Origin of the sequence: Adlercreutzia sp. ZJ138 (genome assembly GCF_011038935.1) — a bacterium.
Taxonomy (GTDB): domain Bacteria; phylum Actinomycetota; class Coriobacteriia; order Coriobacteriales; family Eggerthellaceae; genus ZJ141.
In genome coordinates this window covers 86428-111357 of record NZ_JAAKEA010000002.1, presented here as the reverse complement: position 1 = coordinate 111357, position 24930 = coordinate 86428, and the positions used below count along the sequence as shown (strand labels likewise).

General features: G+C 54.5%; 23 protein-coding genes. 6 read left to right on the top strand and 17 right to left on the bottom strand.

The window, feature by feature from the left end; translation table 11 throughout:
* Nucleotides 1–43 precede the first annotated feature (43 nt).
* From G7Y43_RS01395 to G7Y43_RS01385, 3 genes are all read left to right on the top strand, one after another.
* Nucleotides 44–724, top strand: a complete 681-nt coding sequence (locus tag G7Y43_RS01395) for a helix-turn-helix domain-containing protein (protein ID WP_241158096.1) — start codon at nt 44–46, stop codon at nt 722–724.
* A gap of 12 nt (nt 725–736) precedes the next feature.
* Nucleotides 737–1615, top strand: coding sequence for a DUF4097 family beta strand repeat-containing protein (locus G7Y43_RS01390; protein ID WP_165043297.1), 879 nt, complete (start codon nt 737–739; stop codon nt 1613–1615).
* 176 nt (nt 1616–1791) lie between these two features.
* A complete protein-coding gene (locus G7Y43_RS01385; RefSeq protein ID WP_165043295.1) occupies nt 1792–3210 on the top strand; it encodes an ATP-binding protein in 1419 nt (472 codons plus the stop codon).
* A gap of 34 nt (nt 3211–3244) precedes the next feature.
* Here the strand turns inward: G7Y43_RS01385 and selA are convergent, their stop codons facing one another.
* A complete protein-coding gene (gene selA, locus G7Y43_RS01380; protein ID WP_165043294.1) occupies nt 3245–4738 on the bottom strand; it encodes an L-seryl-tRNA(Sec) selenium transferase in 1494 nt (497 codons plus the stop codon).
* Nucleotides 4739–4953: 215 nt separating this feature from the next.
* On the opposite strand from selA, the gene fdhD reads away from it, so the two are divergent.
* The gene (fdhD, locus tag G7Y43_RS01375; RefSeq protein WP_241158095.1) at nt 4954–5871 is read left to right on the top strand and encodes a formate dehydrogenase accessory sulfurtransferase FdhD; all 918 of its coding nucleotides are present in this window, start codon (nt 4954–4956) and stop codon (nt 5869–5871) included.
* 267 nt (nt 5872–6138) lie between these two features.
* On the opposite strand, the gene G7Y43_RS01370 is transcribed toward fdhD, so the two are convergent.
* The 11 genes from G7Y43_RS01370 to G7Y43_RS01320 form a co-directional block, all read right to left on the bottom strand.
* On the bottom strand, nt 6139–7191 hold the full coding sequence (locus tag G7Y43_RS01370; protein WP_165043291.1) for a nucleoside hydrolase: 1053 nt from the start codon (nt 7189–7191) through the stop codon (nt 6139–6141).
* A gap of 45 nt (nt 7192–7236) precedes the next feature.
* Nucleotides 7237–8292, bottom strand: a complete 1056-nt coding sequence (locus tag G7Y43_RS01365) for a phosphotransferase family protein (RefSeq protein ID WP_165043289.1) — start codon at nt 8290–8292, stop codon at nt 7237–7239.
* A gap of 4 nt (nt 8293–8296) precedes the next feature.
* Nucleotides 8297–9220, bottom strand: a complete 924-nt coding sequence (locus G7Y43_RS01360) for an ABC transporter ATP-binding protein (protein ID WP_165043287.1) — start codon at nt 9218–9220, stop codon at nt 8297–8299.
* 30 nt (nt 9221–9250) lie between these two features.
* Nucleotides 9251–10084 (bottom strand): ABC transporter permease, encoded by an 834-nt coding sequence (locus tag G7Y43_RS01355; RefSeq protein WP_165043285.1) that lies wholly within the window; start codon nt 10082–10084, stop codon nt 9251–9253.
* A complete protein-coding gene (locus tag G7Y43_RS01350) occupies nt 10081–11025 on the bottom strand; it encodes an ABC transporter permease (RefSeq protein WP_165043283.1) in 945 nt (314 codons plus the stop codon). Before G7Y43_RS01350 ends, G7Y43_RS01355 begins: the two co-directional genes overlap by 4 nt.
* Nucleotides 11018–12331, bottom strand: a complete 1314-nt coding sequence (locus tag G7Y43_RS01345; protein WP_165043415.1) for an ABC transporter substrate-binding protein — start codon at nt 12329–12331, stop codon at nt 11018–11020. The genes G7Y43_RS01350 and G7Y43_RS01345 overlap by 8 nt, the downstream gene beginning before the upstream one ends.
* Nucleotides 12292–13965, bottom strand: coding sequence for a TIGR04283 family arsenosugar biosynthesis glycosyltransferase (locus G7Y43_RS01340; RefSeq protein WP_165043281.1), 1674 nt, complete (start codon nt 13963–13965; stop codon nt 12292–12294). Before G7Y43_RS01340 ends, G7Y43_RS01345 begins: the two co-directional genes overlap by 40 nt.
* 5 nt (nt 13966–13970) lie before the next feature.
* Nucleotides 13971–14750, bottom strand: a complete 780-nt coding sequence (locus tag G7Y43_RS01335) for a heterodisulfide reductase-related iron-sulfur binding cluster (RefSeq protein ID WP_165043278.1) — start codon at nt 14748–14750, stop codon at nt 13971–13973.
* Nucleotides 14747–15415: a TVP38/TMEM64 family protein gene (locus G7Y43_RS01330; RefSeq protein WP_165043276.1), complete on the bottom strand. Its 669-nt coding sequence runs from the start codon at nt 15413–15415 to the stop codon at nt 14747–14749. The genes G7Y43_RS01335 and G7Y43_RS01330 overlap by 4 nt, the downstream gene beginning before the upstream one ends.
* A gap of 86 nt (nt 15416–15501) precedes the next feature.
* Entirely contained in the window at nt 15502–16677 is a 1176-nt protein-coding gene (locus G7Y43_RS01325) for a TVP38/TMEM64 family protein (protein WP_206215068.1), read from the bottom strand.
* Between the two features lie 40 nt (nt 16678–16717).
* A complete protein-coding gene (locus tag G7Y43_RS01320; RefSeq protein ID WP_165043273.1) occupies nt 16718–17467 on the bottom strand; it encodes a YdjY domain-containing protein in 750 nt (249 codons plus the stop codon).
* A 303-nt stretch (nt 17468–17770) separates the two neighbouring features.
* Between G7Y43_RS01320 and G7Y43_RS01315 the strand changes: the two genes are divergently transcribed.
* Both G7Y43_RS01315 and G7Y43_RS01310 read left to right on the top strand, forming a co-directional pair.
* Nucleotides 17771–18658: a selenium metabolism-associated LysR family transcriptional regulator gene (locus G7Y43_RS01315; RefSeq protein ID WP_165043271.1), complete on the top strand. Its 888-nt coding sequence runs from the start codon at nt 17771–17773 to the stop codon at nt 18656–18658.
* Nucleotides 18659–18926: 268 nt separating this feature from the next.
* Nucleotides 18927–19202 carry a hypothetical protein gene (locus G7Y43_RS01310; protein ID WP_165043269.1) on the top strand — a complete coding sequence of 92 codons (276 nt, stop codon included), beginning with the start codon at nt 18927–18929 and terminating at the stop codon, nt 19200–19202.
* Between the two features lie 131 nt (nt 19203–19333).
* On the opposite strand, the gene G7Y43_RS01305 is transcribed toward G7Y43_RS01310, so the two are convergent.
* From G7Y43_RS01305 to G7Y43_RS01285, 5 genes are all read right to left on the bottom strand, one after another.
* On the bottom strand, nt 19334–20068 hold the full coding sequence (locus G7Y43_RS01305; protein WP_165043267.1) for a molecular chaperone: 735 nt from the start codon (nt 20066–20068) through the stop codon (nt 19334–19336).
* Between the two features lie 165 nt (nt 20069–20233).
* Entirely contained in the window at nt 20234–20851 is a 618-nt protein-coding gene (locus G7Y43_RS01300; RefSeq protein ID WP_165043265.1) for a 4Fe-4S dicluster domain-containing protein, read from the bottom strand.
* A 10-nt stretch (nt 20852–20861) separates the two neighbouring features.
* Nucleotides 20862–23309 (bottom strand): molybdopterin-dependent oxidoreductase, encoded by a 2448-nt coding sequence (locus G7Y43_RS01295; RefSeq protein WP_165043263.1) that lies wholly within the window; start codon nt 23307–23309, stop codon nt 20862–20864.
* Nucleotides 23310–23581: 272 nt separating this feature from the next.
* Complete coding sequence (locus G7Y43_RS01290) at nt 23582–24514, bottom strand: slipin family protein (RefSeq protein WP_165043260.1); 933 nt, start codon at nt 24512–24514, stop codon at nt 23582–23584.
* The gene (locus G7Y43_RS01285; RefSeq protein ID WP_165043258.1) at nt 24511–24924 is read right to left on the bottom strand and encodes a GntR family transcriptional regulator; all 414 of its coding nucleotides are present in this window, start codon (nt 24922–24924) and stop codon (nt 24511–24513) included. The genes G7Y43_RS01290 and G7Y43_RS01285 overlap by 4 nt, the downstream gene beginning before the upstream one ends.
* Nucleotides 24925–24930 lie beyond the last annotated feature (6 nt).

The window sequence follows — 24930 nt, the reverse complement described above, 5'->3', positions numbered from 1 at the left end:
GGTGGAGTGGAGAACGGGGAAACCGTAGGGTGAAAGGCGAGACGTGACGAACAAACGGACGCGAAAGGGAACTATGATGAACGTCGAGATCGCCCAGCGGCTTGCCGAACTGCGCCGCGCACAAGGGCTTTCCCAAGAAGACTTAGCAAACAAGCTGGGGTTGTCGCGCCAAGCTGTTTCCAAGTGGGAGCGCGCCGAGTCGGCTCCTGATATGGGAAACCTTATCGCCTTGGCTGACTTGTACGAAGTGACCATTGATGAACTTTTGCGCGTGAGTCCCGAGGTGGAAGAGAACGTGCGTTACGAGTTACAGGAGTGTGTCAAGTCGACCGAAGAACAAACGAAAAATGCTGCCGAGACTGCCGAAAACAAGTCGCGCGAAGTAGCCGAGTGCTCACAGGCTGCGGCAAGTGTTCCCGAGACGCCAACCGCGACGAGCGTCCCAAAGACAGCTGCTGCGTCAGTGGCCTATCCCGCAGGTGTCCAGGTGAAGCCACCAAAAAGTCCGCTCCGTACGTTTCCCTACCCGTTGGTGTGCGTTGTTGTGTACTTGATTATGGGGTTTTGCTTCGGTTGGTGGCATCCAGGATGGATCATTTTTCTCACTATTCCTTTCTACTATTGGATTGTAAGCGTGATCGAGCGCGATCAGCAATGGCAGGCCGATCACAGTAATGAGTCCCGGGAAAACAGCGGTGATGCTGGTTTTAGACCGCACGCATAGAGGGGAATAACAATGGCTAAACTTACGCGTAATACGCATATCAAAATCGTGCTCATTGTGTTGTTGTGCTTGATGCTCTGTGGTGGACTGGTTCTGTGTGGGAGGTTCATACCTCTATCGGGCGCTTCTGCGGCATTCCGTAGTTACGATCACAGTGGCAGTTTTGAGGTCGACGCAACCACGGTCAGCCGTATTGACTTCTCGTGGCTTGCGGGAAATGCAACGATTCGTGTGGTGCCCGACAATCAGACGGCGGGTATGATTCAGGTGAGCGAAACTCGCAAAGGCTTTGCACCCGAACTCGGTTGGTCGTTTACAGACGGTCTGCTTGAGATCGGTTACAGCCGCACGCCTTTCGGCGGCGTGGGAGGATGCGTACGTGCTGCTTTCGACGCAAAGGATGTGACAGTGCTTCTTCCTGTATCGTTGAGCGATCGTCTGGAAAGACTGAGTGTTGATGTCGCTTCAGGAACATATTCACTTGACCAAGTGGGCTGCCGGGAACTGGGGTTGTCGATGGCCTCGGGTGAGCTGTCGGCGTCGGGGTTTTCCTGTACCGATGCGGGTCTGGATATTTCGAGTGGGAAAGTGACGCTTGACGGGGCAATAGGTGGCGAGTTGGAGATAGACCAGGCATCGGGCGATGTTTCGGTGAGCTGTGCGGGCGATCAGCCGCGCATTGCAATCCTTGATGTGACGTCGGGTGTCGTTGCGCTCGAACTTAACCGCGCGCGAGGATTCGAGTTGATAATGGACAAGACAACAGGCTCGTTCAACTGCAACATGCCACTGGAAAGCACTTCCGACAACGCGCGCCGTGCGGGAGATGGCTATACGAAGCTGAACGTCAACTTGGTAAGCGGTACGCTGAACGTAATGGGCGTCGACTAGAGTGATTAAATTGATTTAGTGGTTTTAGCAACTATCGCAACTATAGTAAGTTTAGTAACTATAGCAAGAAGATACCACCGTGTGGAAGTCACCTATCAAATCGTGATTTGACAAAACTAGATTTGAATAGAATAATTTGGCGTATCTTGCCATGCTTTTCGCGAGGGAGGTTCATTATGCGGTTTATCGGGAGACACAATGAGCTTTCGTTCTTGAATCGATGCTACGAGTCGACCAAACCTCAGCTTGTTTTTTTGTATGGCCGGAGACGCGTGGGAAAAACCGAGACGCTTTTTGAGTTTGCTCGCAGCAAAAACCACGTCTTTTTTGCTGCCCCAGAGGCTACGCGCGAAGAGCAGCTCGCTTTGTTTTCGCGAAAACTCTTCGAGGCCGGTTCTCCCGCAGGACGCTATCTTTCTCGGTTCGAAACTTGGCATGACGCCTTTCTGAGTATCGCTGACCTTCCTGACCAAGGGCGTAAACTTGTCATCATCGACGAGTTCCCTTATCTAGTAAAGGCCGATCCGTCGCTCCCCTCCATTTTGCAGAACCTATGGGATGGCCAGCTAAAGTCGGAGAATCTTATGATCGTACTGTGTGGGAGCTCCATGAGCTACATTGAGCATGAACTTCTTGCTGAGAAGAATCCTCTCTACGGTCGTGCAACGGGTATTCTTAAAATGGAACCGATGGATTATCGAACCGCGGCGGAGTTTTTTCCCTCTTTTTCGGCAGTTAACAAAGCGCTTGCTTTTTCCATTCTTGGTGGAGTTCCTCACTATCTTGCTCAGTTCGACGATGATCTCACGATCGAAGAGAATATCAAGCAACACATTCTCACACGCGGATGCGCTTTGTACAGCGAAGTCGAATTCTTGCTTCATCAGGAATTGCGCGAAACTGCAGTATACAACGGCATCATACAGGCGGTGGCTATGGGAGCCACAACGCTTGGCGAGATAGCATCACGGGCCATGATCGATTCCCAAAAAGCAAGTGTGTACCTTAAGAATCTGATGGAGCTTGGGTTGATGATGAGGGAGTTTCCCGTCGGTTCGAGTCTTAAGGAGCAATCCAAGGGTGCGCGAGGACTCTATCGCATTGCGGATGAGTTCTTCCGCTTTTGGTATGCTTTCGTGTTCCCAAACAAATCCGATTTGGACATGATGGATGTCGACGGAGTGTATCAGTTTGACATTGAGCCACGGTTGGCGCAATTTTCCTCGTTGAATTTTGAAGATATCTGTCGAGCATGGCTACGCGAGCGGAACTGTCAGCGAAAACTGAGTTGTCGGTTTGGGGAAATTGGGCGCTTTTGGAATAAGCAACTTGAGATAGACGCGCTGGGTCTGTCGAAAGCGAGTGGTGATAGGCCTATTGGAGCCAGTGCTCTTGTGGGCGAGTGCAAGTTCGGGAAGAGTCTGGTGGGAACAGACGTGCTCGATGATCTCGACGAGAAAGCGTGTACGATCGGATTGCAGAACGTCGATTACTACCTGTTCTCTCGTGCAGGTTTTTCTCCTTCCCTCAAAGCGCACGCCACTCAAAAAGCAACCCTTCATCTTGTATCGATCGAAGAGCTGTACGAAGACTGACCTGGGTGATATCAACGTGTGTTGCTCGGTGTTCCTACAGCGTATCGAAGTATGCAGCGCAGGCGCAGGCGATTTCGGGGATGTCGCTTTCGATAATCGTGCGCGCGTCGAACAGCACCGATTCCTTCTTAATACGTCCGATAATGGGCACGGTATGCTTTGAGATGAGGTACTCTTCGCAGCTTTGGGCGCAACCGCGGACAAACGACATGCGCACGGCGAACGTGTCGATGTCATACATGGGAAGCGACCCGCCGCCAGCTCGCGCGATTTCGGGCACAATGTCGAACGTGGCGTTCTCGTTCGCTACAGCGCCTGCAAGCGCGTCACACAGCGCTTGCGCGCGTTCTTTCACTGTGTTGGCAGATTCGGTGAGCATGCGCAACGTGGGAATACTGCGCATCGCTTGCTGAGGATTCAGATACAGGCGCAGCGTCGCCTCAAGCGCTGCGAGTGTCATCTTGTCAAGGCGCAGGGCGCGGGCGAGTGGGTTTGCTTTTAGGCGTGCGATAAGCTCCTTCGAACCCACGATAATGCCGGCTTGTGGGCCGCCGAGCAGTTTGTCACCCGAGAATGACACCAGGTCGCATCCGGCTTGGAGCGATTCGGCAACCGTATGCTCGGCGCATTCGCTGAAGCAGTCGAGATGCAGGAATACGCCCGACCCTTGGTCTTCGTACACGAGCACGTCAGGTGTGGAGATAGTCTTGGCGAATGAAGGGGTGGTTACAGACGCTGCAGCGCCGTTGTCGCTTTGCGCATGGCGACGCGCGTTTTCCTTGTCGGCAAGGGATCTCAGCTGTCGGATGTCCACGCTTTCCGTGAAGCCCACCATGCGGTAGTTGGAGGGATGTACTTTCAGCAGCATGGCGGTGTCGTTGCTGAAAGCGCGTTCGTAATCGCTCAGATGGGTTTTGTTTGTGGTGCCAACTTCGACCATATGTGCGTTGGAGAGCGCCATAATGTCGGGTACGCGGAACGATCCACCAATTTCCACCAGCTCGCCACGCGACACGATGGCCTCGTGCCCGGCAGCGAACTCGGCGAGCACCATCATTACTGCCGCTGCGTTGTTATTTACCGCCAGCGCAGCTTCGGCTCCCGTGAGCGAACAGATGAGGTGTTCCACATGGTTGTGGCGACTGCCGCGCGACATGGTTTTAGTGTTGTACTCCAGCGTGGAATAACCCTGGGCGGCCTCAACCACCGCATCGACCGCTTCTTTGGCAAGCACGCTGCGGCCTAAGTTGGTGTGCACAATGACGCCGGTTGCGTTGATCACGTGGCGCAGCGACGGGCGCAGGTTGTCGAGCGCGCGGCTGCAGGCAGCATAGGCGATAGCCTGCGCGTCTACAGATGTTTGCGTGCCTTCCAGAATGCTGTGGCGCACGCCGTCAATGGCGCTTCGCACGCAGTCGACCAAGATGTCATGGGGCATGAGGGCTGACAAAGCGTCGACCTGCGAGTTCTTCAGAACTTCCTCAACAGGGGGTAGCGATCTTAGCAGTTCGGCAGTGCGTGCGTTCATAGTGGCCTCTCTTATGGCGCGGGTGTGCGAGCGGTAACGGAACGGATAACTTATCGCGATAAATACGTACGGCAAAGTGTAGCAATGTTCGGGGCGCAATGCCAGTGTTGCCGAAATTGAGGACAAATCACCTACCATCACCTTCCGCTTTCCGTATGGAAGTCGTTCGCTTCGGCGTCGTATGTGCGTGATTAGCACGTGGAGACACGAAGCGGGTGGCACGAAGCATTGCGTTGCGAGACGGTGCCGGTTGGCTGTTTGCGAAAGAGCTTGCGTGCTGGTTCGTGTACCATGTGAACCCCGAGGGAGGAAGGATCGGTGCAGAACCAATGGATGTCATAGACCGGCATATTGAAGAAGAGGTCACCGCATCGTATGAGGTGCGTTGCGTGAGCGCGGATGGGGCAGAAGTGCCCGAAGATGCCACGGTGCTCGTTGAGCACAATCTCGACGTATTTGTGAACGAAATTCTATCCATGCGTATCGTATGTACGCCCAACCATCTGGTTGATTTGGTGATTGGACGCTTGTTCTCCGAAGGGGTCATTGCGGGCGTAGGTGACGTTGAATCGGTATATCTGTGCGAACACGGAACGCGAGCGCGTGTGATCTTACGTGATCGAGTAGCTGACTTCTCGAAGACCGGCGTGAACACGGTGCCCTCGTGTTGTACGGGCAACAAGTCGTACAACCACTACTTCGATGCCGATAATGCGCCCAAAAAGGTGGTTCCCATCGCGTGGGAACGTTCGTGGGTGTTTGCGGCTGCGCGCGCGTTCGCACAAGATTCGCCGCTGCACAAGCGCACGTTTGGTACGCATAGCTGCTATGTGCTGATAGGTGGCAGCATTACGTGCTGCCGTGAAGACTTAGGTCGCCATAACGCATTTGACAAGGCGCTCGGCGCGGCTTTGCGCGCAGGGGTTGATTTGCGACAGGCGATGATATTCTCAAGCGGGCGCATTCCCGTAGACATGGTGATGAAGGCCATTCGCGCGGGTGTGCCAATGCTTGTCACGAAGGCGGTGCCCACTGACGCCACCATCGAGCTCGCGCGAGCCTACAACCTTACGCTCATCTGCTCCGCGCGGCCCGACAGCATGCGCGTATGTCATGATCCATCGGCAAAGTAGATACGCGTCTCGCGTGTCAACAGCGAATGTCAAATCGTGATTTGACAAATGTTGCTATAGTTTCTCCCCAGCGCTCCTTTTTCTGCGTACGCCTTAAAAGTGTAGAATATTTCAGAAATTCTTGCGTACGCAAGAATTGCAAAAGCGCATTGGAACTACTAGAGCTTCTTCTGTATGGCTCGCTATCCGTAATGTCGAATTCTTTGCATTTGGAATGAGCGCGGCTGTATCTTGTGTTTATGTGTCATGTTTGGTGTGTTACGAACGTCACATACATCCAGACAGACGAAGCGTACAGCGAAGTGCTGCTTCCCAAGCTTTAAACACGTGCTCTTTCAGTCCGTGAGGGTCGGGAATTGTGATGAGATTGACGTCTGCAAACTCGCTCGCGTTGCTGCTGGGGGCTTCCGCGATCTCGCTCACGTCGTTGCTTGCAGGCGCTAGCCATCCGTGCTCGAGGTGCGGCAAGCTCAAATTCATGCGGTAGGGTTGCAGGTACACCATGTTCGGTGCGGCCAGCGCGACGGCAGCAAGCACGTCCCATCCAACGAACCCATGGGTGTTCCATTCACGACGCGCTCGCTCGAACCATGGAACGCAAGTGCGCTTAATGAGCTGTGAAGTGGGTGTGTCGTCTGTGGCAAGCCGGGCGATAAATTCATCGGCAGAGAAGGTGAGAGGCAGGCAGTTAATAGCATCGGCAATGAGTGCAGGTGTGCGCCAGGTGGCAGACGCGGCAAAGGTGGCAAGCGCCGCTGGCGCATCGGAGGCGAAGTTGAGTTCGTCCATCACGTTACCGCCTACGCGCAGCTCTTCGGTGAGACCTCCCATGAGCGCAATGCGGTCGAAGCGCGCCAACGTGCCGGGTTGTAGCTGTTCGGCTAGAGCCAGATCGGTGACTGCCCCCAGTGAGAGCACGGCGAGCTCAGTGTTGTCGGGGCGTGCTGCGCGCGCAGCTTCTATAAGGAGGTTCGCCGCTTCGCTCGCATGCGAGCTGCCTTCTGCGTGATACCCGCCGGCGTCGGCACCGCGCACAATGGGAATGCTCAAGCCTAGGTCATCACAGAGTAATTTCGTGGCATAGGTGGTTTCTTCCGTCGAGCTATTGCCATGTGTGGTGCAAATGGCGTCGATTTCAAGACTGCTTCCGCGGGCTTCCGTGGTGCTTGCGGTGTTGCCAGAGCTTTTTCCGTTTCCTTCGCTCGCTTCTGCCATCAGGAGCTTTCTGCCAAGCAGATACAGTAGCGCAAGGCCGTCGTCGATCTCCTTGCCAGGGATGCCCATGGTGTTGTCGCAAACGACAATGATGTGCCGGTTCATCAGCTACTCCTGTTCTCTGTCGTCACCCGCGTGTCGCGATGAAGTTTAGCTCCGTGTATCGTAGAACTGCTTGCAGATGCGGTCGATGAAGGGGATCGATACGTACTCTTGTATCTTCTCGAAAGTGTCGGCGTTACTGAGAGCGCGATCGTCCTCGGCGTATTCAGTGTATGCCATCGCACACCAAGTAATGCCCCGCAGGCAGGTGACAGTGAGGTAGTCGTTCAGGCGCTCGCGCAGGCCGCGCGTGTCGAAGCGGCCGCCTACGGCAAGTAGGTACTCGTCTAAGAAGCGGCTGATGGCAGCATCGTCAAGCCAGGTATCGGTCTTCCAATAGGTTGTAGTGGGAACGAGAAAATGGCCTAAGTCCTGTGCAGGGTCGGAAAGCAGCGGTTTCTCCCAGTCGATCAGGTAACTTGTCCCGTCGTCGTTGATGAGAAAGTTCCCTGAGTTCACCTCGGTGTTTACGATGCATCGGGGGAAGTTGTCGCCGCGTTCACATTCACGCTCGACTTCTATGCAGGCGCACTCGCGTGCGGTTTCGAACATGCGGTCAACCTTTTGCACCACGTGCTCGTCGGCGTTGCTCCACGCGCGGTACGTGCAAAACATCTGCTCGCATTCTGCAACGATGGCACTAAGCGGGTGCGGGGGAGCGATCAAGCAGGTGCGGGCTTTGTCGGTAGGGGTTGCGTGAATGTCGGCCAAAATGCGTGCAGCTACCGCGAGGTCGGTTTCGTAGCGCAGAGGACGCCCTGGCAGCCATTCTTCGACACCGATACCTGCAGGAATGCGCTGCTTCGTGTCATCAACGTAGTATGCGCGCGGTGCACGTCCCGATTCTCGAAGCGCGCCAAGCGCGTTCATTTCGTAGGTGATCTGCTGCTTGAGGTGCATTTGTGATCCCAGGTTTACGCGCAGCAGAAAACGCTTGCCGTCGCTGGGTCGCTCGAACAGATAGTTGACGTTGTACTCGCCTTGAGCGAATGGCGACAGCGTAAGTGGGGTGCTTTCCGGTTCGCCGATGGCTGTATGCAACGCGGCGTTGTTATTTACGTAGCGCTGTAAAATGGTGATGTCGCATGCGTCTGTTGGCTTCATGAAGCTACTCCTTCGCGTTGGCTTGTGCCACGTTGTCTGCTGCCGCTTGCGTCGACTCGCTTCCTGTCGCGTGCGCCGCCGATGCGCCGTCAAGTGGCAGCACCTCGGTTGCGCCCGATTCCGTATGAATCAGAATGGCTGGCCCTTCGACACCGGGTGCAGCGATGTGCAACTTGCCGTAGGTGAACTCGCCATCACATACAACACCTTCAAGCGCCTTCGTTTGCCCGAAGCTTGCGACCACCTCAGGGGTTGCCGGATGTATTAGCAAGTCGGCCGGCTTGCCCACCTGAATAATACGCCCGCCTGACAAATAGGCTATTTGGTCGCTCATCCGCAGCGCCTCGAACCCGTCGTGTGTGACCATGACGATGGTGGTGTCGTGTCGCTCGTGAAGCTTTAACACCAGGTCGCGCATGTTGTCGCGCACCTCTTCGTCAAGCCCGCTGAACGGCTCATCGAGCAACACGGCGTGCGGGCGACACACCAGCGCCCGCGCAAGTGCCACACGCTGCCGCTGCCCGCCCGACAACTCGTGCGTGCGACGCTGCTCAAGGCCCTGAAGCTGCACTTCAGCCAGCATTGCACGTGCCCGTTCGCGCCGTTCGAGCGTGCGTACGCCGCGCATCTTCAACGGAAAAGCCACATTGTCAAGCACATTCATGTTGGGAAACAGCCGCGCATCCTGAAACACCACCGATACGTCGCGTTTGTGCGTTGGTACGGCATCGACGCATTCCCCATCGAAATACACTTCTCCAGAGTCCTGTAGCAGAAGCCCGCTGATAACTGACAGCAACGTTGACTTTCCCGCCCCCGATTTTCCAAGAATCGACACGAATTCACCCGAGGGCACGCACATTGAAACATCTTGCAGAATAGGATTCTTGCGCAGCGTGAGGTTTATGTTGCGCAGGCTGATTTCCATGGAAGGGCCTCATCTCTTTCGTCTTTCATCTTACGCTTCGCCGTACAGCGCCGTTTCCTCAGTGCTCCCGCCCGTTTTTCGCAGAATCACACGAAACGCCACGAATACCAGCAGCGTGGTTGCTAAAAACACCAGCGCGTAGGCACCAGCAATAGTGCGGTCGCCCCCGGAAAGGTAGGGGAACAGAATGAGCGCGAACGTACGTACTTTGCCGCCGCCAATGAGTAGGGTAAGGAAGTACTGCGAAAACGATATGATGAAGCTCATGCACAGTGATGACAAGATACCCGGGGTAATTGTTGGCAGCGACACGTGCCAAAACGCGCGCAGTCCGCTCGCGCCCAAAGTGCGTGCAGCTTGTTCGCGTGCCTGTCCGGCACCGCGCGTCGTCTCCGTCATGATGGCCACTGCGTATGGCAGTGCCACAATGGCATGCGCGAGCACCACGCCGAACGCGGTGTAGGCAAGGTGCAGCCTAATGAAGGCGACTTGCACGCCCATAGCAAACACGGTGGTGGGAATCAGGAACGGCAGCATGGTTAGGTATTCGAACGCTGTTCTTCCCACCCAACGGTGAAAGCAGATGGCGCGTGCCGCTAAGACAGCAACAGCTGTCGTAAGCACGGCGCATGCTACCGATATCTCCACAGACAGCAGCAGGCAGCCAAGGCCGGTGGCGTCGCCCCCACGCGCGATGGTTTGCATGCCGCGCAGTGAGAACGATTCGGGCAGCAAGTTGGGCCATGGCCACGAATCGGTGAACGCCCATACCGCGATAATGGACAGCGGCAGCGCAACGCAGGCGATTTGTAGCACTACGAGTACACGAGCCCAGCGCGCGCCACTGTTTTTCCGAGTGCTCATCGGCCGCCCTCCTTCCGCTCATGTTTCAAAACAAGGAAGTACACCAACGCTGCGAGCGCGCAGACCAACGTAACGATGCCGTTGATTGCCATGGCGTAGAAGCGGTTCAAGATATCGGGATCTTGGAATTCCAGGTATGCAAGGATAGGCAGTGCTTTTGGCGCGGTCGGACCTAGTAGGAAGGGGATCTCATACGCCCCAAACGAGAACGCGAACACCACCAGAAACGCCTTTAGCGATGCGGTGAGGCTCAACGGCAGTGTAACGCTGAAAAACGATCGCACGGGGGCAGCCCCGCAGGTTGCCGCCGCTTCTCCCAGCGAATCGGACACGTGTGACATAATGGCGATGGTGCAAAACGCTACGTAGGGAATCTCCTTCCAGGCGTACACCAAAATAATGCCCCAACCGCTTGGAGCGCCCACGATGGAAGGCAAGTCGTTCGGCGATCCGACAATGCCCACCACGTACAATGCGCGCGCGAGCAGTCCCGACCCAGAAAGCAGAAAAATAAACCCCAACGCCACCAGTGCGTGCATGCTCATGATAGGAATTTGAAGACCCAGTAGCTGCGTGAAGCTGCCACTTTTCGCTTTTACCAGCGCGGCTGAAAGCAGGATGCCACCGCCAAGCGCAATAAGCGAAGACATCAGCGACACGAACAGCGAAAAGCACAACGACGAGGTGAAATCGCTGCGCGTGAAGGCTTCCCGGAAATACTCGAGGGTGAAGTCGAATCGGTCGAGAAACGGGGCTATGCCGAACCCTTGCAAAACGCCAATGCCCACGCCGTATACGAATAGGGCCATGAGAGCAAGCGCCGGCAACGCCAGCGCATAGGGGGCTAAGCCCTCCGTCAGGCGACGAAGGGCTAGTGGCCGCGCCGTGGCATGCATACGCACGCCACGGTCAGACAAAGGAGTTCGGGTGGTGTTACGCACCGGCAACCTCTTCGTGCCACAAGTCTTCGATCAGTGGGATCACCTGACCGCATGCCTCGGCAACGCGCACGTCAAGCTTCTCGGCTAAGGGCACTTCGGAGCCTCCCAGTTCAACGGCATCAAAACCTGCTTTCACATCGTCGGGCAGCTTGTCCATGTCCAGTACGCTCATCTGGCGTAGCTGAACGTATTGGTCGAGTTGCAGCTCGGGGCTGATTACTTCGTTGATAGCTACGAGTGCGGCGGCCTTGTGGGGAGCGTTTGCGGGGATGGCCATGAAGTTGGTGTTACCTACGGTACCCGATTCAAACACGAACGCTTTTGTTGTTTCAGGAAGGATACCCTGATCAACGTCGGTTTGCGGGTCGCCATAACCCATGTTGAAAATGAGTTCGCCGTCGGCATACATCTGCGAGCAGGTGGTGGAGTCGGCCGGATAGGTGGAGCCTTCTTTCCACAGGTAGGGTGCCAGGTCGCGCAGGTAGGCAAGGCCCGGTTCGATGATGGCTTTCACTTCGTCTTTGGTTGCGTCGTTCATAGATGCGAGTTTCTCGAACTTCTGCTTACCAATGACACCAGCGATAAGGCAGCTGATGAACGCGGTGCCGGTGAAGTCGCCCGGCTCGGGATAGCTCACCTGGCCGGGGTGCGCCTTGCAGAACTCCAAGAACTCGTCGGGGTTCTTCGGCACGTCCTTGACGGTAGCCCCGTCAACCCAGAACACCATTTGAGCCTTGCCGTAGGGTGCTTCGAAGCCTTCGGTGGGATTGCCAAAGTCGATGGTGATGTCGGTGGACGTTCCGTCCACGTAGTCGTTATAGTTGGGAAGGTAGTCGACGAACGGGCCCCAAACGTAGCCGTTCTTTTTGACGGAGGCGAAGTTCTCGCCGTTGATCCATACGAAGTCGATGGTTCCATTGGCCTCGGGGTTGGCCTGCATTTCGCCGGAAAGCTGTGTGAGAATGTCGTTGATGTCCATTCCCACAAGGTTGAGTGTCACGTCGTATTTCTCTTTGAGCTGGGGTGCCAGCGTACCTTCGATCCAGGCGTTGCGCATATCGTCGCCGCCCCAACCGTACCACGACACCTCTTGGCCGCGTGCTGCTTCGAGTACGGCGTCCCAGTTGGAGAAGTCGACGTCGGCTTGCGCTGCCGAGGTGCCTTCACCCGATCCGCTATCGGATGACCCCGACGAGCAGCCTGCCAGGCCTGCGACCGCAAGGGTGATTCCCGCAGCGCCCGACAGCTTCAGGAAAGTTCTCCTGCTTACGGGGCCTGATTTGCCTGTGTTAATGATGCGTTCCATACATTTTCCTTTCCCTGATGGTTCGTTGGTCGTGTGCTCGATGCTGCTGCAGCAACGGTTTCGCGGTGCAGCAGCGGGTCGAGCGTGCGAAGCATGGCGGCCATATGCCGGCATGCAGTGTCGCCTTGTTTGATACGGAGGCTGTACCATTCGAGCTCGCTTGGCGTATCGATGTCGAGCTTTTGCGGTCCGAACGCAACGGTGCGGCCCTGTTCGGCGCAGGCGCGTTTCGCGTCCTCGAATACGCTGTCGGTGCCGTAACGCTTGTCGGCGAACAGTTCGGGGAAGCGCTCACGTAGCCCCACGAGCCAATAGCCTCCGTCTTGGCTGGGGGCCAACACGACGTCGCGCCGTGTGAGTTTTTCGAATGCGCGGTTTAGCTCTGCTACGCGCACGTTGGGAATGTCGCTCCCCATGAGCAGACACGACGTTGCGCCCATACTAAACGCGTCCTCGAATGCGGCGTCCATGCGGGCACCCAATGTGCGTCCCCGCTGTTCGATGAAATGCAACTGGCGTGTGGGATGGGTATAGCAGCACTGCAGCGAGTGTTTGAAGGTGGCGAAGATAGCTTCGCCGTTGGGCTGGTCGTCGTAATCAGGCGCATAGCAAACCACGATGTCGCGGTCAAGCTGCGAGAGCATGCTTACGGTATCGGCAATAAGCGCCCGCTGCACATCGGCGCATTGTTCGGGTGAAAGCGTGGGCGCAAGGCGCGTTTTCGCTTTGCCAGCAACGGGCACGCGGGTGAACAGGACAAGCGCTTCGCCTGTAATGCGGCTTTCGGGTTGTGTAAGCGCAGAGGGTTCGCGCGCGGCTGAGGATAACTCGGGCACAAGCTGCGCGGCGCGCTTTACTGCAGCGCGCTCGGGTGTAGGTTGTGCGGTGGTTGCGGACACTACAGCTGCGGGTGCTGCCGCAGCAACGGTCTCTTTAGGAGCCACCGCATTCCGCTTTGCTTTTTCCCGCACGTCGCCGTAGAGCTGCTGAATGCGTTCAGGTGACGTACCTCTGCGGTAACGGAAGCGCAGCCAGGCCATCTGAAACCCGATGAGCGTATGGTTGCCTGCTTCGAAGCGGCGCACCGACGTCGTTATGCGATCGGAAAGCTGTCGTGGCCAACCAAACGCTTTGCGCAGTCGACGCGACAGTTCGTAGTCTTCCATGATACAGATGTCAGGCACGCCACCCACGCGATCAAGTGCAGCGCGCGTCATGAACATGCCCTGGTCACCGAAGGGAATTCCTCCCACGCGAGCGCGCAGGTTCGATTTGCGGATGCCGAAGCGGTACTCCGGTCGATGCGAAGTGAAATCTACAGTGAGGCACCCCCAGGAAACGCCCGAATCAAGCGTTTCCTGAATGTGCTTCAGCGCTGTTTCGTTAATGGTGGTGTCAATATGTAAGAACAAGATATGCTCGCCATGTGAGGCCTCAACGCCACGCCGACATTGCCCGCCGCGTCCCTTTGCGCCGTGTACCACCGTGCGCCCTTCGAGCAATGACATGGTGTCATCGGTGCTGCCGCCATCGCTGAAGATAATCTCGCATGGGTAGTTCCATGAATCAACCATGTGCAAGAATGCAGGCAGCGCTGTCTCTTCATTGTATACAGGAACGACTATTGACAGCATAGACACTACGCCTTCATGGCAGGATAAGGGTTCACGTTTGCGTCGAACTTCCGTTTGGCGCGATTCCAGAACGCACGCTTGGCGTCGGGAGCTTCCTCGACGCCTAAGAACACCGACACGGCGTGTTGGCAATTGCTGTTGCCTAGGCGCGCAAACTGTCCCAAGCACGATGCGCAGTACGTGTAGATGCGCCTGCCGTCTGCCGCGTCAAACACGCGTTGCGTGTGTCGGCGAACAACATCAGGCCCTTGCGCGGCAAGCTTCGGCAACAGCCCGCAGCAGCCGACCTTCTTCAGGTCGTCGACAGCCGACAGATCGCAGCTCCGGCGCAGCGCGTCGCGCATCTCGTGGTGTCGCAGGTCAGGGCAAGGCGTAAACAGCACGCCGGGTTCAAACGTACCCTTCGGACGTACGCCAAGCTCTTCGAACAGCTCGAACACCGATATCGTGGGAATACCCAGACGCTCTTGAAGCAAGTTCAGGCAGTTCGGACACACCGCAACCACGCGCGTGCATCCGCGTTTCTTCAGACGGCGCGCAATGCCCGAAAGTACCCGATCGGTGCCGCCCTGCACGCCGAAGCCGTCGAGCGGGTGCCCGCAGCAGTCGTACGCGATGCCGATGCCGTGCGTGCGACACAGCTCGGCCAACGCATCCATGGTGCGGGGAAACTGCGAAGGAAAAGCGCATCCAGGGAACAGAACAGTGTCGCAGGATTCGCTGGGGTAACGCTTGAAAGGGTAGTGACTCTTTTCTGAACAGGTGATCAGCTTCGCGGTATTCATTCGATGTTCGCTTTCTTCTTCAGCACGTACGCTACAGCAAGTGTTACTACCAGCAGCACGGCGGCGAATGCGAAGCAGGCGATGCGGTTCTCGCCGTCGATGATGCCCGCAGCGGCCACGGTGTACACGGCCGTGCCGGGAATCATGAACAGCGCCGAATACAGTGTGTACGAAAAGAAGCTGATGTCGGTGACTCCGTACGCGAAGTTCTGCAGGTTGTAAGGAAACACGGGAATCAACCGCGTGATAGCCAGAAGATAGACGTCGCTTTTACGAGCTCCGTCAAAAAACAAGTCGTTGAGCTGCTTGTTTTTCGCGAGTTTCGGCTTGATGGCGTCTTTAAGGAAGTAGCGACCAGCAATGAATGCCAAGCAGGCACCAATGGTCACTGATATCCAGCACAAAAACGTGCCCCACACGGCACCGAACAGCGTGCCGGCGGCTATAGCGAACAGCACGCCGGGCAGCGCCAGTACGATGCAGCCGACAATGGACAGCGCTACGAACACCAAGGCAGCTTCGACGGGATGCTCGGCAAGCGTAGTTTGCAGCCAGGCAGTCGCCTGTCCACTCACAAGTAAGTCGGACCAGCCAAACACAAAGTTCAGCGCAACCACAATGGCAACGATACCAACGAAGACCCAGAGCTTTACGTTCTTCTTCATAGGGTACCTCCTTTGCGGTTACGGTAGGTTATACAAAAAAAGACGCACCGGCACGTTATAGTACGACGCGCCGGTGCGAGATGGTACTACTTTGCCTCGGCCTGCACAACTTCGGATGTGTCTGCGGTGTTGTCCGATTCGTCCATAAGGTCGGCGTGACGCGCCTTGAACACCTGACGCACCAGGAATATCAGCGCAAACAATGCAAAGGTGATGAGCAGTGCTGTCATAACCAGCTGAGCGCTACCGGTGAGCATGCCGCCCACGTAGGAGTACACGAGGGTCGCTGGCAACTGACCGATGCCCGTCGCGATGAAGAAGTCGAGGAACCCCATGCCTGTCAGGCCTGCCGCGTAGCTCACGTAGTCAAAGGACATGAAGGGAAGCAAGCGGCAGATAAGAATAGCGTTTTTACCATAACGTTCAAAGAACTTGTCAACGCTAGCAAGCGCACCATGCGACACGAAATTCGCAACGGCATCGCGGCCCAGAATGCGCGCGATGAAGAAGCACACCGCAGCACCGGCCATGGCGCTCGACCACGACAAGATAGCTCCCTGCCACCAGCCGAATACAGCTGCATTTGAGAACGTGATCAGGAATGCAGGAATAGGAGCTGCCATGCTCTGCAGAACCATCAGACAGAATGAAACGCCGGCAGCCCAAGGGCCATACGAGGCAATGAGGTCGGCAACGGCACTAATGTCACCCGACGACAACAGCTTGAAAATGGTGCCCATCTCTTCGCGAATAGCAGGCACGCATGAGCATATGGCTACTACGACGAACAGTGCGACGAATGTCGCCCAGCGGGCAATTCGGTTGGTGCGCTGAAGCTTCGCTTCGTCTTCTGTAAGCTCCTTTTTTGGAGCGGGGTTCTTCACCTCGTATACAACAATGGCTACGAACCCCACGATAACAATTGCAAGGAGAATGAACGACATGACGTCGAGCGGGAATCGATTGAGATGCAGACCCTCCCGAGCAAATGCGGCGGGTGCACGAAGGAGCGACCGCGAGGGGCCAATCCAAATAAGTGCGCACATGATCATGGTCATCAAACTAGCCGTTGTGCCAGCGAGTCCAATTCCTCGCTCCTGCTTGCGCCGAAAAACGCACAGCAGAGCGAAAGCGACGATGAGTACGCCGTAAAAAATATAGCCAGTGTTGAACGCCATCTGTAGCATCCAGCTGCTATAGGCAATCATGCCCGCAGTAAGCGCCCAGAGAAACGCGTTATAAAAATGACTCACGTGCTTCATGGATGTTCGTTCTCCTTGTTAGTGCTAGATAGAGTGGCGATTAGGCTGCAGTGAACGTGACAATGACTCGAGTTCCGTCTGCCGGAAGCACGTCTTCCTTGCCGCTGAACAAAGCAACCTCATGCTGCGAGGTTCCGGTCGGCCAGTAAGCGTCGCTCACGATGCCCGTGGCACAGCTGTCCAGGCAAAGCACGCAGCCGGTGTTGTTCTTCTTCGCGCTTTCCAGGTTGCCACCGAAGCGGAAGTCGGGGGTGTAGTCGCCCGCCGTGCAGTTGATGATGTCGATAAAGGGAATATCTTCCTGACCGTCCCATTTGATGGTGACCTTGAGAGGATCTCCTTCGATGCTCTTGCCTTCTCCCTTGGCTGCTTTCATGTCCTCGGCAGTCAGGTTGTTGCCAGCCTCAAAGCCGCAGTCCATAAGTGCTTGGTAGAATTCCTTTTCGTCGCCCAGGCCGCGCAGGACAGCCTTCTCGCCGTTGGAACCCTCTGCGTACACGATGCCGTGACGTGTAAGCTCGGTGAAGTAGACGGCATTTACCTCGGCCAGATAGCGAACTTCCTTGTTTTCAGGGTCGACAGTGATGGGTGTGTCTTCCGTAGGGTCGGCGATGCCGGTAGCCGGCGCGGGCTCAGCAGCTCCGTCGTCAGCGGGTTCGGCCGTTTCTTCGCTCGAGGCACAACCGGACAGAGGCAGCGCCGATACGGCCGCTGCGGCACCGATGACGCCCAGCCCCTTGACGAACGAGCGGCGGCTCAGAACGTCGGTTTGCGTGGAAGTGGTTTTCATGTCGATCTCCTTTGCTATCTCGAGGCAGTGCTCGTCTGTTGTATTCACGATGTTGGTGAATACGGCCGCCTCTCCGATACGCGTGCTTATGCACGTGTACGAATAATTATGGCGTTATGGGGGCTGATTGCAAATCGTGATTATTTATAATTATTCGCATATATCAGTATTGATAATATATAGTCTGGTTTCTTTGAATGCGCTTTGTAGTAAGCGCGGTTTACATGTGATGCCTCGTTGTTGTGTGATGTATCCCATGGAAACGAAGGTGGTGAACGTGTTGTATGTGGAAGGGAAAACAAGGTGGAGCTGAATCAGATGCGCTCGTTTGTCTGCGTGGTGGACGAACAGAGTTTTTCAGAAGCCGCGCGGACTCTGCACGTGTCGCAACCTACCATTAGTGCCCATGTAAGTGCGCTTGAGAAGGCATGCGATGCGGCGTTGATTGTACGTACAACTAAGCGGTTCGAGGTGACGCCTGCAGGCTGGCGGTTTTACGAATATGCACAGCGCATGCTCGATCTGGAGCGCAGCGCCTCTCATGTTGCTTCCGAGCAATTAGGCTTAGAGGTGACAATGGGGGCTTCGTCGGTTCCTGGGCGCATCTTGCTGCCAGGGGCGCTTTCCCGTTTTCGCAGCGAGTATCCTCATGCGAGATGCCGTATTTCCCTAGCGAGCAGCTTAGATGTGATCAATGGCGTAGCTGACGGGTCGTACGATATTGGACTGGTAGGAACAAAGAAAACAGGTCGGGTTTCCTACTTGCCACTGTGTTCGGACGAACTGGTAATTATTGCGCCAGACACACCGCAGTATCAGAAGCTGCTTGATGAGGGCGCTGATAATGAATTGCTTACGTTGCCGTTCGTTGTTCGGGGGAGAAGCTCGGGAACACGCATTGAGCTTCAGATGTTTCTTGAACGATTCGGAGTTTCCTTGCTCGATTTAAACGTTGTTGCTGAAATGGACGATACGGAAATGATATGCCGTTGCGTGAGCGCTGGCGTCGGTATGGCGGTGGTGTCGAAACTTGCACTGGAAGGGCTTTCTTGTCAAGGAAGCTTCATCGTACGTTCATTTAGAGACAAGCCGCTTTGCAGAAGGCTCTATCTTGCCTATCTGGGGTCGCGCTATCAACCTTCCGTTCTAAAGCGCTTGGTTGAGTTGATATGTGAACAGTCTTCCGAATAAAAGAGGTCTAACAGCTTTGGAATGAACCTTTCGATTGTCCAAAACCATATGCTTTCCGCCAGTTTTACTTCTTGCCTATGTGCTGAGTTCGTATCCCGTTCGCTACGAGCGGGATACGAACGCTCATCCGCTCGGTTGCAGGTTTTCAGGCGGTCTTTTCCACTCCATCATCAGCCCGTACAGTTGCATTGTCGCACCGTGCTGCTGCAAGCCGCGTGCGACACCTGTTACCCGCGGCCATCGCGCCGCACGAGCGAAAGGAACCGCCATGACACTAATGGATTCCATCAAAGAAACTGCCCACGACGCGAAGTTGGCCATGGAAGGCATGGCACACGACGCAAAAAACGCCGCGAAGGACGCGAAGGCCGATGCGAAGCTGAAAACCGTCGATGCGAAGATCGACGCGAAAGAGCGCATCGCCGAAGCGAAGGCCGAAGAAAAGATTCGCAAGGCTGAAGCGAAGGCTAACGAGCGCCGCGCCCGCGCAGAAGAGCGCTTCGAACGCCAAGAAGAGCGCACCTGGGAAAACGAAGCAATCTAGGTTGCCAAGAAGAATGGCAACGATATAACCGCCGCCTAACAGCTAGCCAGGGTGTTCGGCAATACTTCTATCGATCGAGAACAGAACGCATATTCCGTCCACCCTGGAACTTGGCTATCAGTCCTGTTCAATCATAAGAGTGTTTCAACGCAACGAATTTCCAAGGAAACGAGCTCGTGACCCATGTTCCCAACGAGACGGTAAAGCGGCTCGTTGCTCAACAGGGAGCACTTATTGAAAAAACTATCGAACCAGTTCGATGGATGATCGTCCCAAAACTCACAAAGTAGACTACATACTTGCCTGCACGATTCCTCTTCACCACTCTGTGCACGTACGGCGATAAGCGAATGAAGAATACCTAGAAACTGGAGCTGAGTGGTTATACAGTCGGGCGGAACTCGCATCCCCGAACTGCAAACGAATCCCACGCGGGCATAATAGCGCTCAGCATCCACAGCGGCAGGATTGATGAAAAGGCAGGCATGGGCGCTTTCCTTTCCCTGGGATACAAGTTCCGAGTCTATAAACACGCCTTCGTAAAGCTGGATCAAGGGATGTTTGGGGTGATTGAATAACCGCGTATACTCTCGCCGCAACAGATTCAAAGCATCATCAGTTCCGGAAAGACGATTGTGGACATCATCAAGACCCCTCTCGATCGAACTTACATCATGGTCTATTCCCAGCTCAGATGTGATAGCTCGAAAATCGTGTGACATCGATTCAGTGCAAATAGCACTGGCACTTTCGATCGTGGGCACTTGAAGAAGAAACGAGAGTATGTTGCAGAGATCGGCCATTGCTGTGTGTTTCACAATGATCCGACGTTCGCTACACAAATTCGACAGCCCTATTGGTGTCATGATAATCCCTTCACATAATCCGCTTGCTCTAACAAGCACAAAACGCGAGCAGCTCTCAACGGAAGACAGAGCCAACCGAAGCCGCCCACTCCGCCAAGAGCTGCCTGCGCTTTCAATAGCAAGACACAGGATATTCATCTGCGACTTGCTATCCTTTGTTGTGTATTACAAAACATAGAAAACGTTGGGTTCAGTTCCTTCGCTTTCGAAAAGCCGCTCGGTCTTCTTTTCCTTGATGTATTTGCTAATATCGCTTTCCGGATCATCCAGATCGCCCCAATATCGAGCCCTCGCAGGACAAAGTTCCATACATGCAGGTGCTTCACCACGATCAATGCGATGCGCACAACCGTTACACTTGCCCATGACCCCAGGCACATGCTTTGGAGCATCGCTGTCTCCAACAGCGAAATCGACGCTGTAGTTCAGCTCTTCTTCATACAGAACGCGAACATCATAAGGACAAGCAGTAACGCACGAACTGCATCCGATGCATTTTTCGGGATCAACGACGACGATACCGTCGTCACGCTGAATCGACGCACCTGTTGGACATACGGAAACACAAACCGGCTTACTGCAATGCTGGCAATTGATAGGATAATACACCTGATACAGGTTATCCGGATACGTGCCTCGAGCTGTGTCTATCGAATCCCCGCCATCGGTTTTAATGTGATTCCACCAAATGTCATTTGGAAGATTGTTGCTCATCTTGCACGCAACGGCACATGTGTGACACCCAATGCAACGAGATGTGTCGATGGCCATTCCAAATCTCATAACATCCCCCTTAGGCTTTCTCGATCTCGATCAGCGCGTCGAAGAAACAGTTGTTTGGAGTGAAGGGATTGAAGGTCCTTGACGTCAAATTGGAATAATGACCTTTAATGAACTGGTCTTCTTCCCAACCCTTAGGCGCGACAACCACTCCTGGCCGACATCCTGCATGGATCTCAGCCATAAACACCGCTTCACCTCGGTCGTTAAACGCGCGTACATGATCACCGTCGCTAATACCCCTAGCCTGAGCGTCATCTGGATTAATACGGATGGTCGGCTCGCTGTAGATCTCCAACAACCACGGAGCATGCCCCCATTGCGTATGACATTTCATCCTGTTGCGTTCGGTCGTAAAGATCAGCGGGTACTTCTCTGCCAGCGGATTCGCCTCGAATTCAGCAACCGTTTGGGGCCACGCCTCCGCAGGCGGTTCCCAATAAGGCAAACGTGCCTTTTCCACGTCAAAGGACTGCCCGTAGTTAATATAGGGAGCGGGCTTCTCGTAATAGAAGTTCAGGCGAGTGGTCGCGGTTCTGAAAACACCTGTACCTCCATGGATGTAATACGGATCGCCCCCCATAATATCGATATACTTCTCATCTTTAAGACGATCCCATGTTATTCCATCAGTTTTGGCGCCGTCATTTTCAAGTGTCGCCGCGAGGTATTCCTCTAACGACATGGAAAAATCGTCCTCGAAGCCCATAGCTTTTGCCAGCATGTTAACAATATCGACATCGGTCTTGCTCTCGTAGAGGGGGTCGACGGCCTTTTCCTGTAGCAGTAGGTATGGCGACGTTTGAGGCATGATTTCTTCTGCCTCAAACCAATGCACACACGGGAGAACAATGTCTGCATAGTTAGCTGTATCGCCCAGCCGCATGTCAACTACTACCACCAGATCGAGCATGTTAAACAACTCAATCCACGAATTCCGATCCGTCTGGTTGCCAAGGGGATTGCTGACCCAAATATACAGGCTACGTAGATCGAAAGGCTTGCCTTCCACTTCTTTAGCCTTAACGTTATCAAGTAGATTCGGTGAAACCACCGTCATACCCGGCGTGGCATCCTTGGGCGTGAGCAATGCCGGCTTCACATACTTTAAAAGCCCTGCATATGTCCATTCATATCCGCATGTAGCACCAGGCTTGCCAATGTTTCCGGTTATGGCAGCAAGGGCGATTTGGGTAAAGTACACACGCTCGCCATTCACGTAATGGTCAGGGCCGAACCCCTGGTAGATCGTCGAAGGACCTTCGACGTACAGCTTTATCAGTTCCCCGATCGTCTCCTCTGAAATGTCGCACAATTCAGCGGCGCGAGCAAGACTCCATTCCTTACAGCTTTCGACCAGCAAGGTATAAGCGCATGTAACCTTTATTCCCTCAATCTCAAATGTGCCCTCGATGACAGGATCGGACACCTCTTCAGAAGTACCATGATTGCCATTTGCGTCGCACACTATTGGAGCGTCAACTGCATCTTTTGCGATTTCGACACCAAGATCGCTTTGACGCAAAAACTTACCGTCGCTTTCCTTAACCAGGAAAGGACCCACTGTTGCCTTCTTGATGTAATCAACATCGGCTAAGCCGTTTTCATGCACATAATTGACCATAGCCATCAAAAGGGCGTTGTCTGTGCCAGGACGGATGGGGATGAACATATCAGCATGCGAAGCAGAAACAGTGAAGTTCGGATCAATCACGATAATCTTGGCGCCCGCACGCTGAGCGTCCATAATGAAATGCCAGTTCTGCGGCTGGGCCACAGCAGGATTCGAGCCCCACAAGATGATGCACTTCGCATTTACGATATCGGCGATCTCGTTTGAGTTGAATCCATCGCCAACGCCCTCTGCATGAATGCCCGCGTGGAAATAGCAGTTGTCGTAGCAGAATTGAACAGTGGTGGCGCCCATGCGATCGCGTAGGCGACCAGCATAATTGGCGGCGGCAACACCGAAGTTACCGGATCCAGCCATGAAAGCAACGCTTTCCTTGCCCGATTCCTCTTGATATTGCTTCCATTTTGAAGCGATTTCGTCAATAGCCTCTTCCCAGGTGATCTGTTCCCACTCGCCTGATCCACGCTCACCAACACGACGAACAGGTGCTTTAAGACGATCCGGATCGTAGATGCGCTGCAGATGCGAATGACCGCGCTGACAAATTCTACGATACTGCTCATCAGGCAATTTAGCAGCGGTTGTCGCAACAACCTTGCCATCGCGAACCTTGATGTCAAGTGCGCATCCACCGAAGCAATTTCCACGACAAACGCCAGAGCATACCTTCTCATCTGCAGGCTTTCCGGCTTCCGGCGATGTTTCCAACTCATCTTTCGGTGCGCAGCCCGCGCCGGTCACGGCAGCCAAACCCAATGCCGCAGCGGAGCCTCTGAGGAACGTGCGACGACCAAAATTCCGATCGAAAATCCGCGTAGTCTCGTCCATTGATAAACCCCCTTCGATACTACCTTGCAAACCCGAACAATTCACCGGCATATCCGTCAAGTCTGCAATCCTGTCTTGGGAGCCTTGATCCTTACAGTATATGCACCTTAGGCAGGCCCCTCCTTCATCGAAGTCCTTCGATGAATGTATCTTATTATCCTACTAAACATATGACAAGTATGTATTTTTAAGGATAATATAGCCCCATGAAACGTCATTGAAATACGCTCCATAGGGCTGCGTTTGTACGAGGGTTGTCAATTGGCGATAAGCTACCTCATCAGATCCCGAGCAACATCGACGCTTATATCGTTGAAACCTTCACTGTAAGCGCTGGGAACCACCACCATGCCACCACTATGCTTCACGCTGTCATGGATCAGATTCATCGTGCGTAATTGAATAGCCTTTTCAGGACAACCATACGCATTGGCTGCCTCCACATACATCTCCGAAATGTCACGTTCGACTTCCGCTAGAATTACACGCGCGTCGCGTTCACGTTCGGCCTGAGCCTGTCTTGACATAGCATCCTGCAGTTCCTTGGGAATAACGATGTCTCGAATCTCGACAGAAACAACTGATAGCCCCCAGTCTTCAACTTTCAGAGAGATGATGCGTTGTAGCTCCTCATCGAGATAGCTACGGCGTACCGCTATCTCCGAAAGACTGATTTGACCAATGACATCGCGCATGGCGGTCTGCGCACATAGCGATATGGCCTCTTCGTAATTACGCACCTCCGTGCAAGCCTTCTCAGCATCCCATACAACCCAGAACAACACTGCATCCACATCAACTGGCACGAGATCACTCGAAAGCGTTTCTTCTGCCCCGAAGGACGTCGTACGAATACGCTGATCTATCTTAGCAGCTTCAGATTCGACGATGGGAATGACGAAATAGATACCCGGTCCCACAACACGATCGAGTCTGCCGAAACGAGCAATGGCCACCTTTTCCCATTGAAAAGCAATCCGTACTGCACTGGCACATACAAGGCCGACCGCAAACGAACCTATAATGACACCAATGCTGATAAAATCCCAGAACAGCCACAATACCAAAGCTACCGGCACCGCGAACATAATGGCTGCAAACAACATCGATCCGTACTGTGTCGTCGTGCTCTCCTGTTCGATATCTACATAGCGAACAGCTTTCCGATCGTCTACCGGTGTTACACGATTCTTTTTCTTTGTCATTGCGCATCCCCCTCAATCGCATCCGCCTGCGCATCCCGATAGCGCGAGACCCGCTTCATAACCTGATTAGCAATGTCGTCCAACGGAACACCAATCTCCAAACAGCGATCAATCATCAAATCGATAACGCTGTCAGCTGGTGAATCCTGACTGTCATTACGTGGTTTGGCTATATCGTTGACAAACGTGCCACGTCCACGACGAGATACGATATAGCCATCGTGAATTAAGCTGAGGTATACCTTATTTACGGTGTTATAGTTGATTTTCAAGGCTATTGCCAACTCGCGTACGGTAGGAAGCCGATCATCTGGCTTGTAGTATCCCGACGATATCAGATATATCAACCTATTGCGCAACTGCAGCCAAATGGGAACGCTGCTACGTTCGTCTATTTCTAGCTCTTCCACTACCTC

Coding starts and splice junctions, on each gene's coding strand:
- selA (WP_165043294.1), bottom strand. CDS start 4,738: ATGAACGCACGCACTGCCGAACTGCTAAGATCGCTACCCCCTGTTGAG.
- G7Y43_RS01295 (WP_165043263.1), bottom strand. CDS start 23,309: ATGGACGAGACTACGCGGATTTTCGATCGGAATTTTGGTCGTCGCACG.
- G7Y43_RS01365 (WP_165043289.1), bottom strand. CDS start 8,292: ATGAAGCCAACAGACGCATGCGACATCACCATTTTACAGCGCTACGTA.
- G7Y43_RS01325 (WP_206215068.1), bottom strand. CDS start 16,677: ATGAAGCACGTGAGTCATTTTTATAACGCGTTTCTCTGGGCGCTTACT.
- G7Y43_RS01335 (WP_165043278.1), bottom strand. CDS start 14,750: ATGAATACCGCGAAGCTGATCACCTGTTCAGAAAAGAGTCACTACCCT.
- G7Y43_RS01300 (WP_165043265.1), bottom strand. CDS start 20,851: ATGAGATTTGGAATGGCCATCGACACATCTCGTTGCATTGGGTGTCAC.
- G7Y43_RS01385 (WP_165043295.1), top strand. CDS start 1,792: ATGCGGTTTATCGGGAGACACAATGAGCTTTCGTTCTTGAATCGATGC.
- G7Y43_RS01305 (WP_165043267.1), bottom strand. CDS start 20,068: ATGACACCAATAGGGCTGTCGAATTTGTGTAGCGAACGTCGGATCATT.
- G7Y43_RS01290 (WP_165043260.1), bottom strand. CDS start 24,514: ATGACAAAGAAAAAGAATCGTGTAACACCGGTAGACGATCGGAAAGCT.
- G7Y43_RS01355 (WP_165043285.1), bottom strand. CDS start 10,084: ATGAGCACTCGGAAAAACAGTGGCGCGCGCTGGGCTCGTGTACTCGTA.
- G7Y43_RS01330 (WP_165043276.1), bottom strand. CDS start 15,415: ATGAAGAAGAACGTAAAGCTCTGGGTCTTCGTTGGTATCGTTGCCATT.
- G7Y43_RS01320 (WP_165043273.1), bottom strand. CDS start 17,467: ATGAAAACCACTTCCACGCAAACCGACGTTCTGAGCCGCCGCTCGTTC.
- G7Y43_RS01310 (WP_165043269.1), top strand. CDS start 18,927: ATGACACTAATGGATTCCATCAAAGAAACTGCCCACGACGCGAAGTTG.
- G7Y43_RS01390 (WP_165043297.1), top strand. CDS start 737: ATGGCTAAACTTACGCGTAATACGCATATCAAAATCGTGCTCATTGTG.
- G7Y43_RS01360 (WP_165043287.1), bottom strand. CDS start 9,220: ATGGAAATCAGCCTGCGCAACATAAACCTCACGCTGCGCAAGAATCCT.
- G7Y43_RS01370 (WP_165043291.1), bottom strand. CDS start 7,191: ATGAACCGGCACATCATTGTCGTTTGCGACAACACCATGGGCATCCCT.
- G7Y43_RS01340 (WP_165043281.1), bottom strand. CDS start 13,965: ATGCTGTCAATAGTCGTTCCTGTATACAATGAAGAGACAGCGCTGCCT.
- G7Y43_RS01345 (WP_165043415.1), bottom strand. CDS start 12,331: ATGGAACGCATCATTAACACAGGCAAATCAGGCCCCGTAAGCAGGAGA.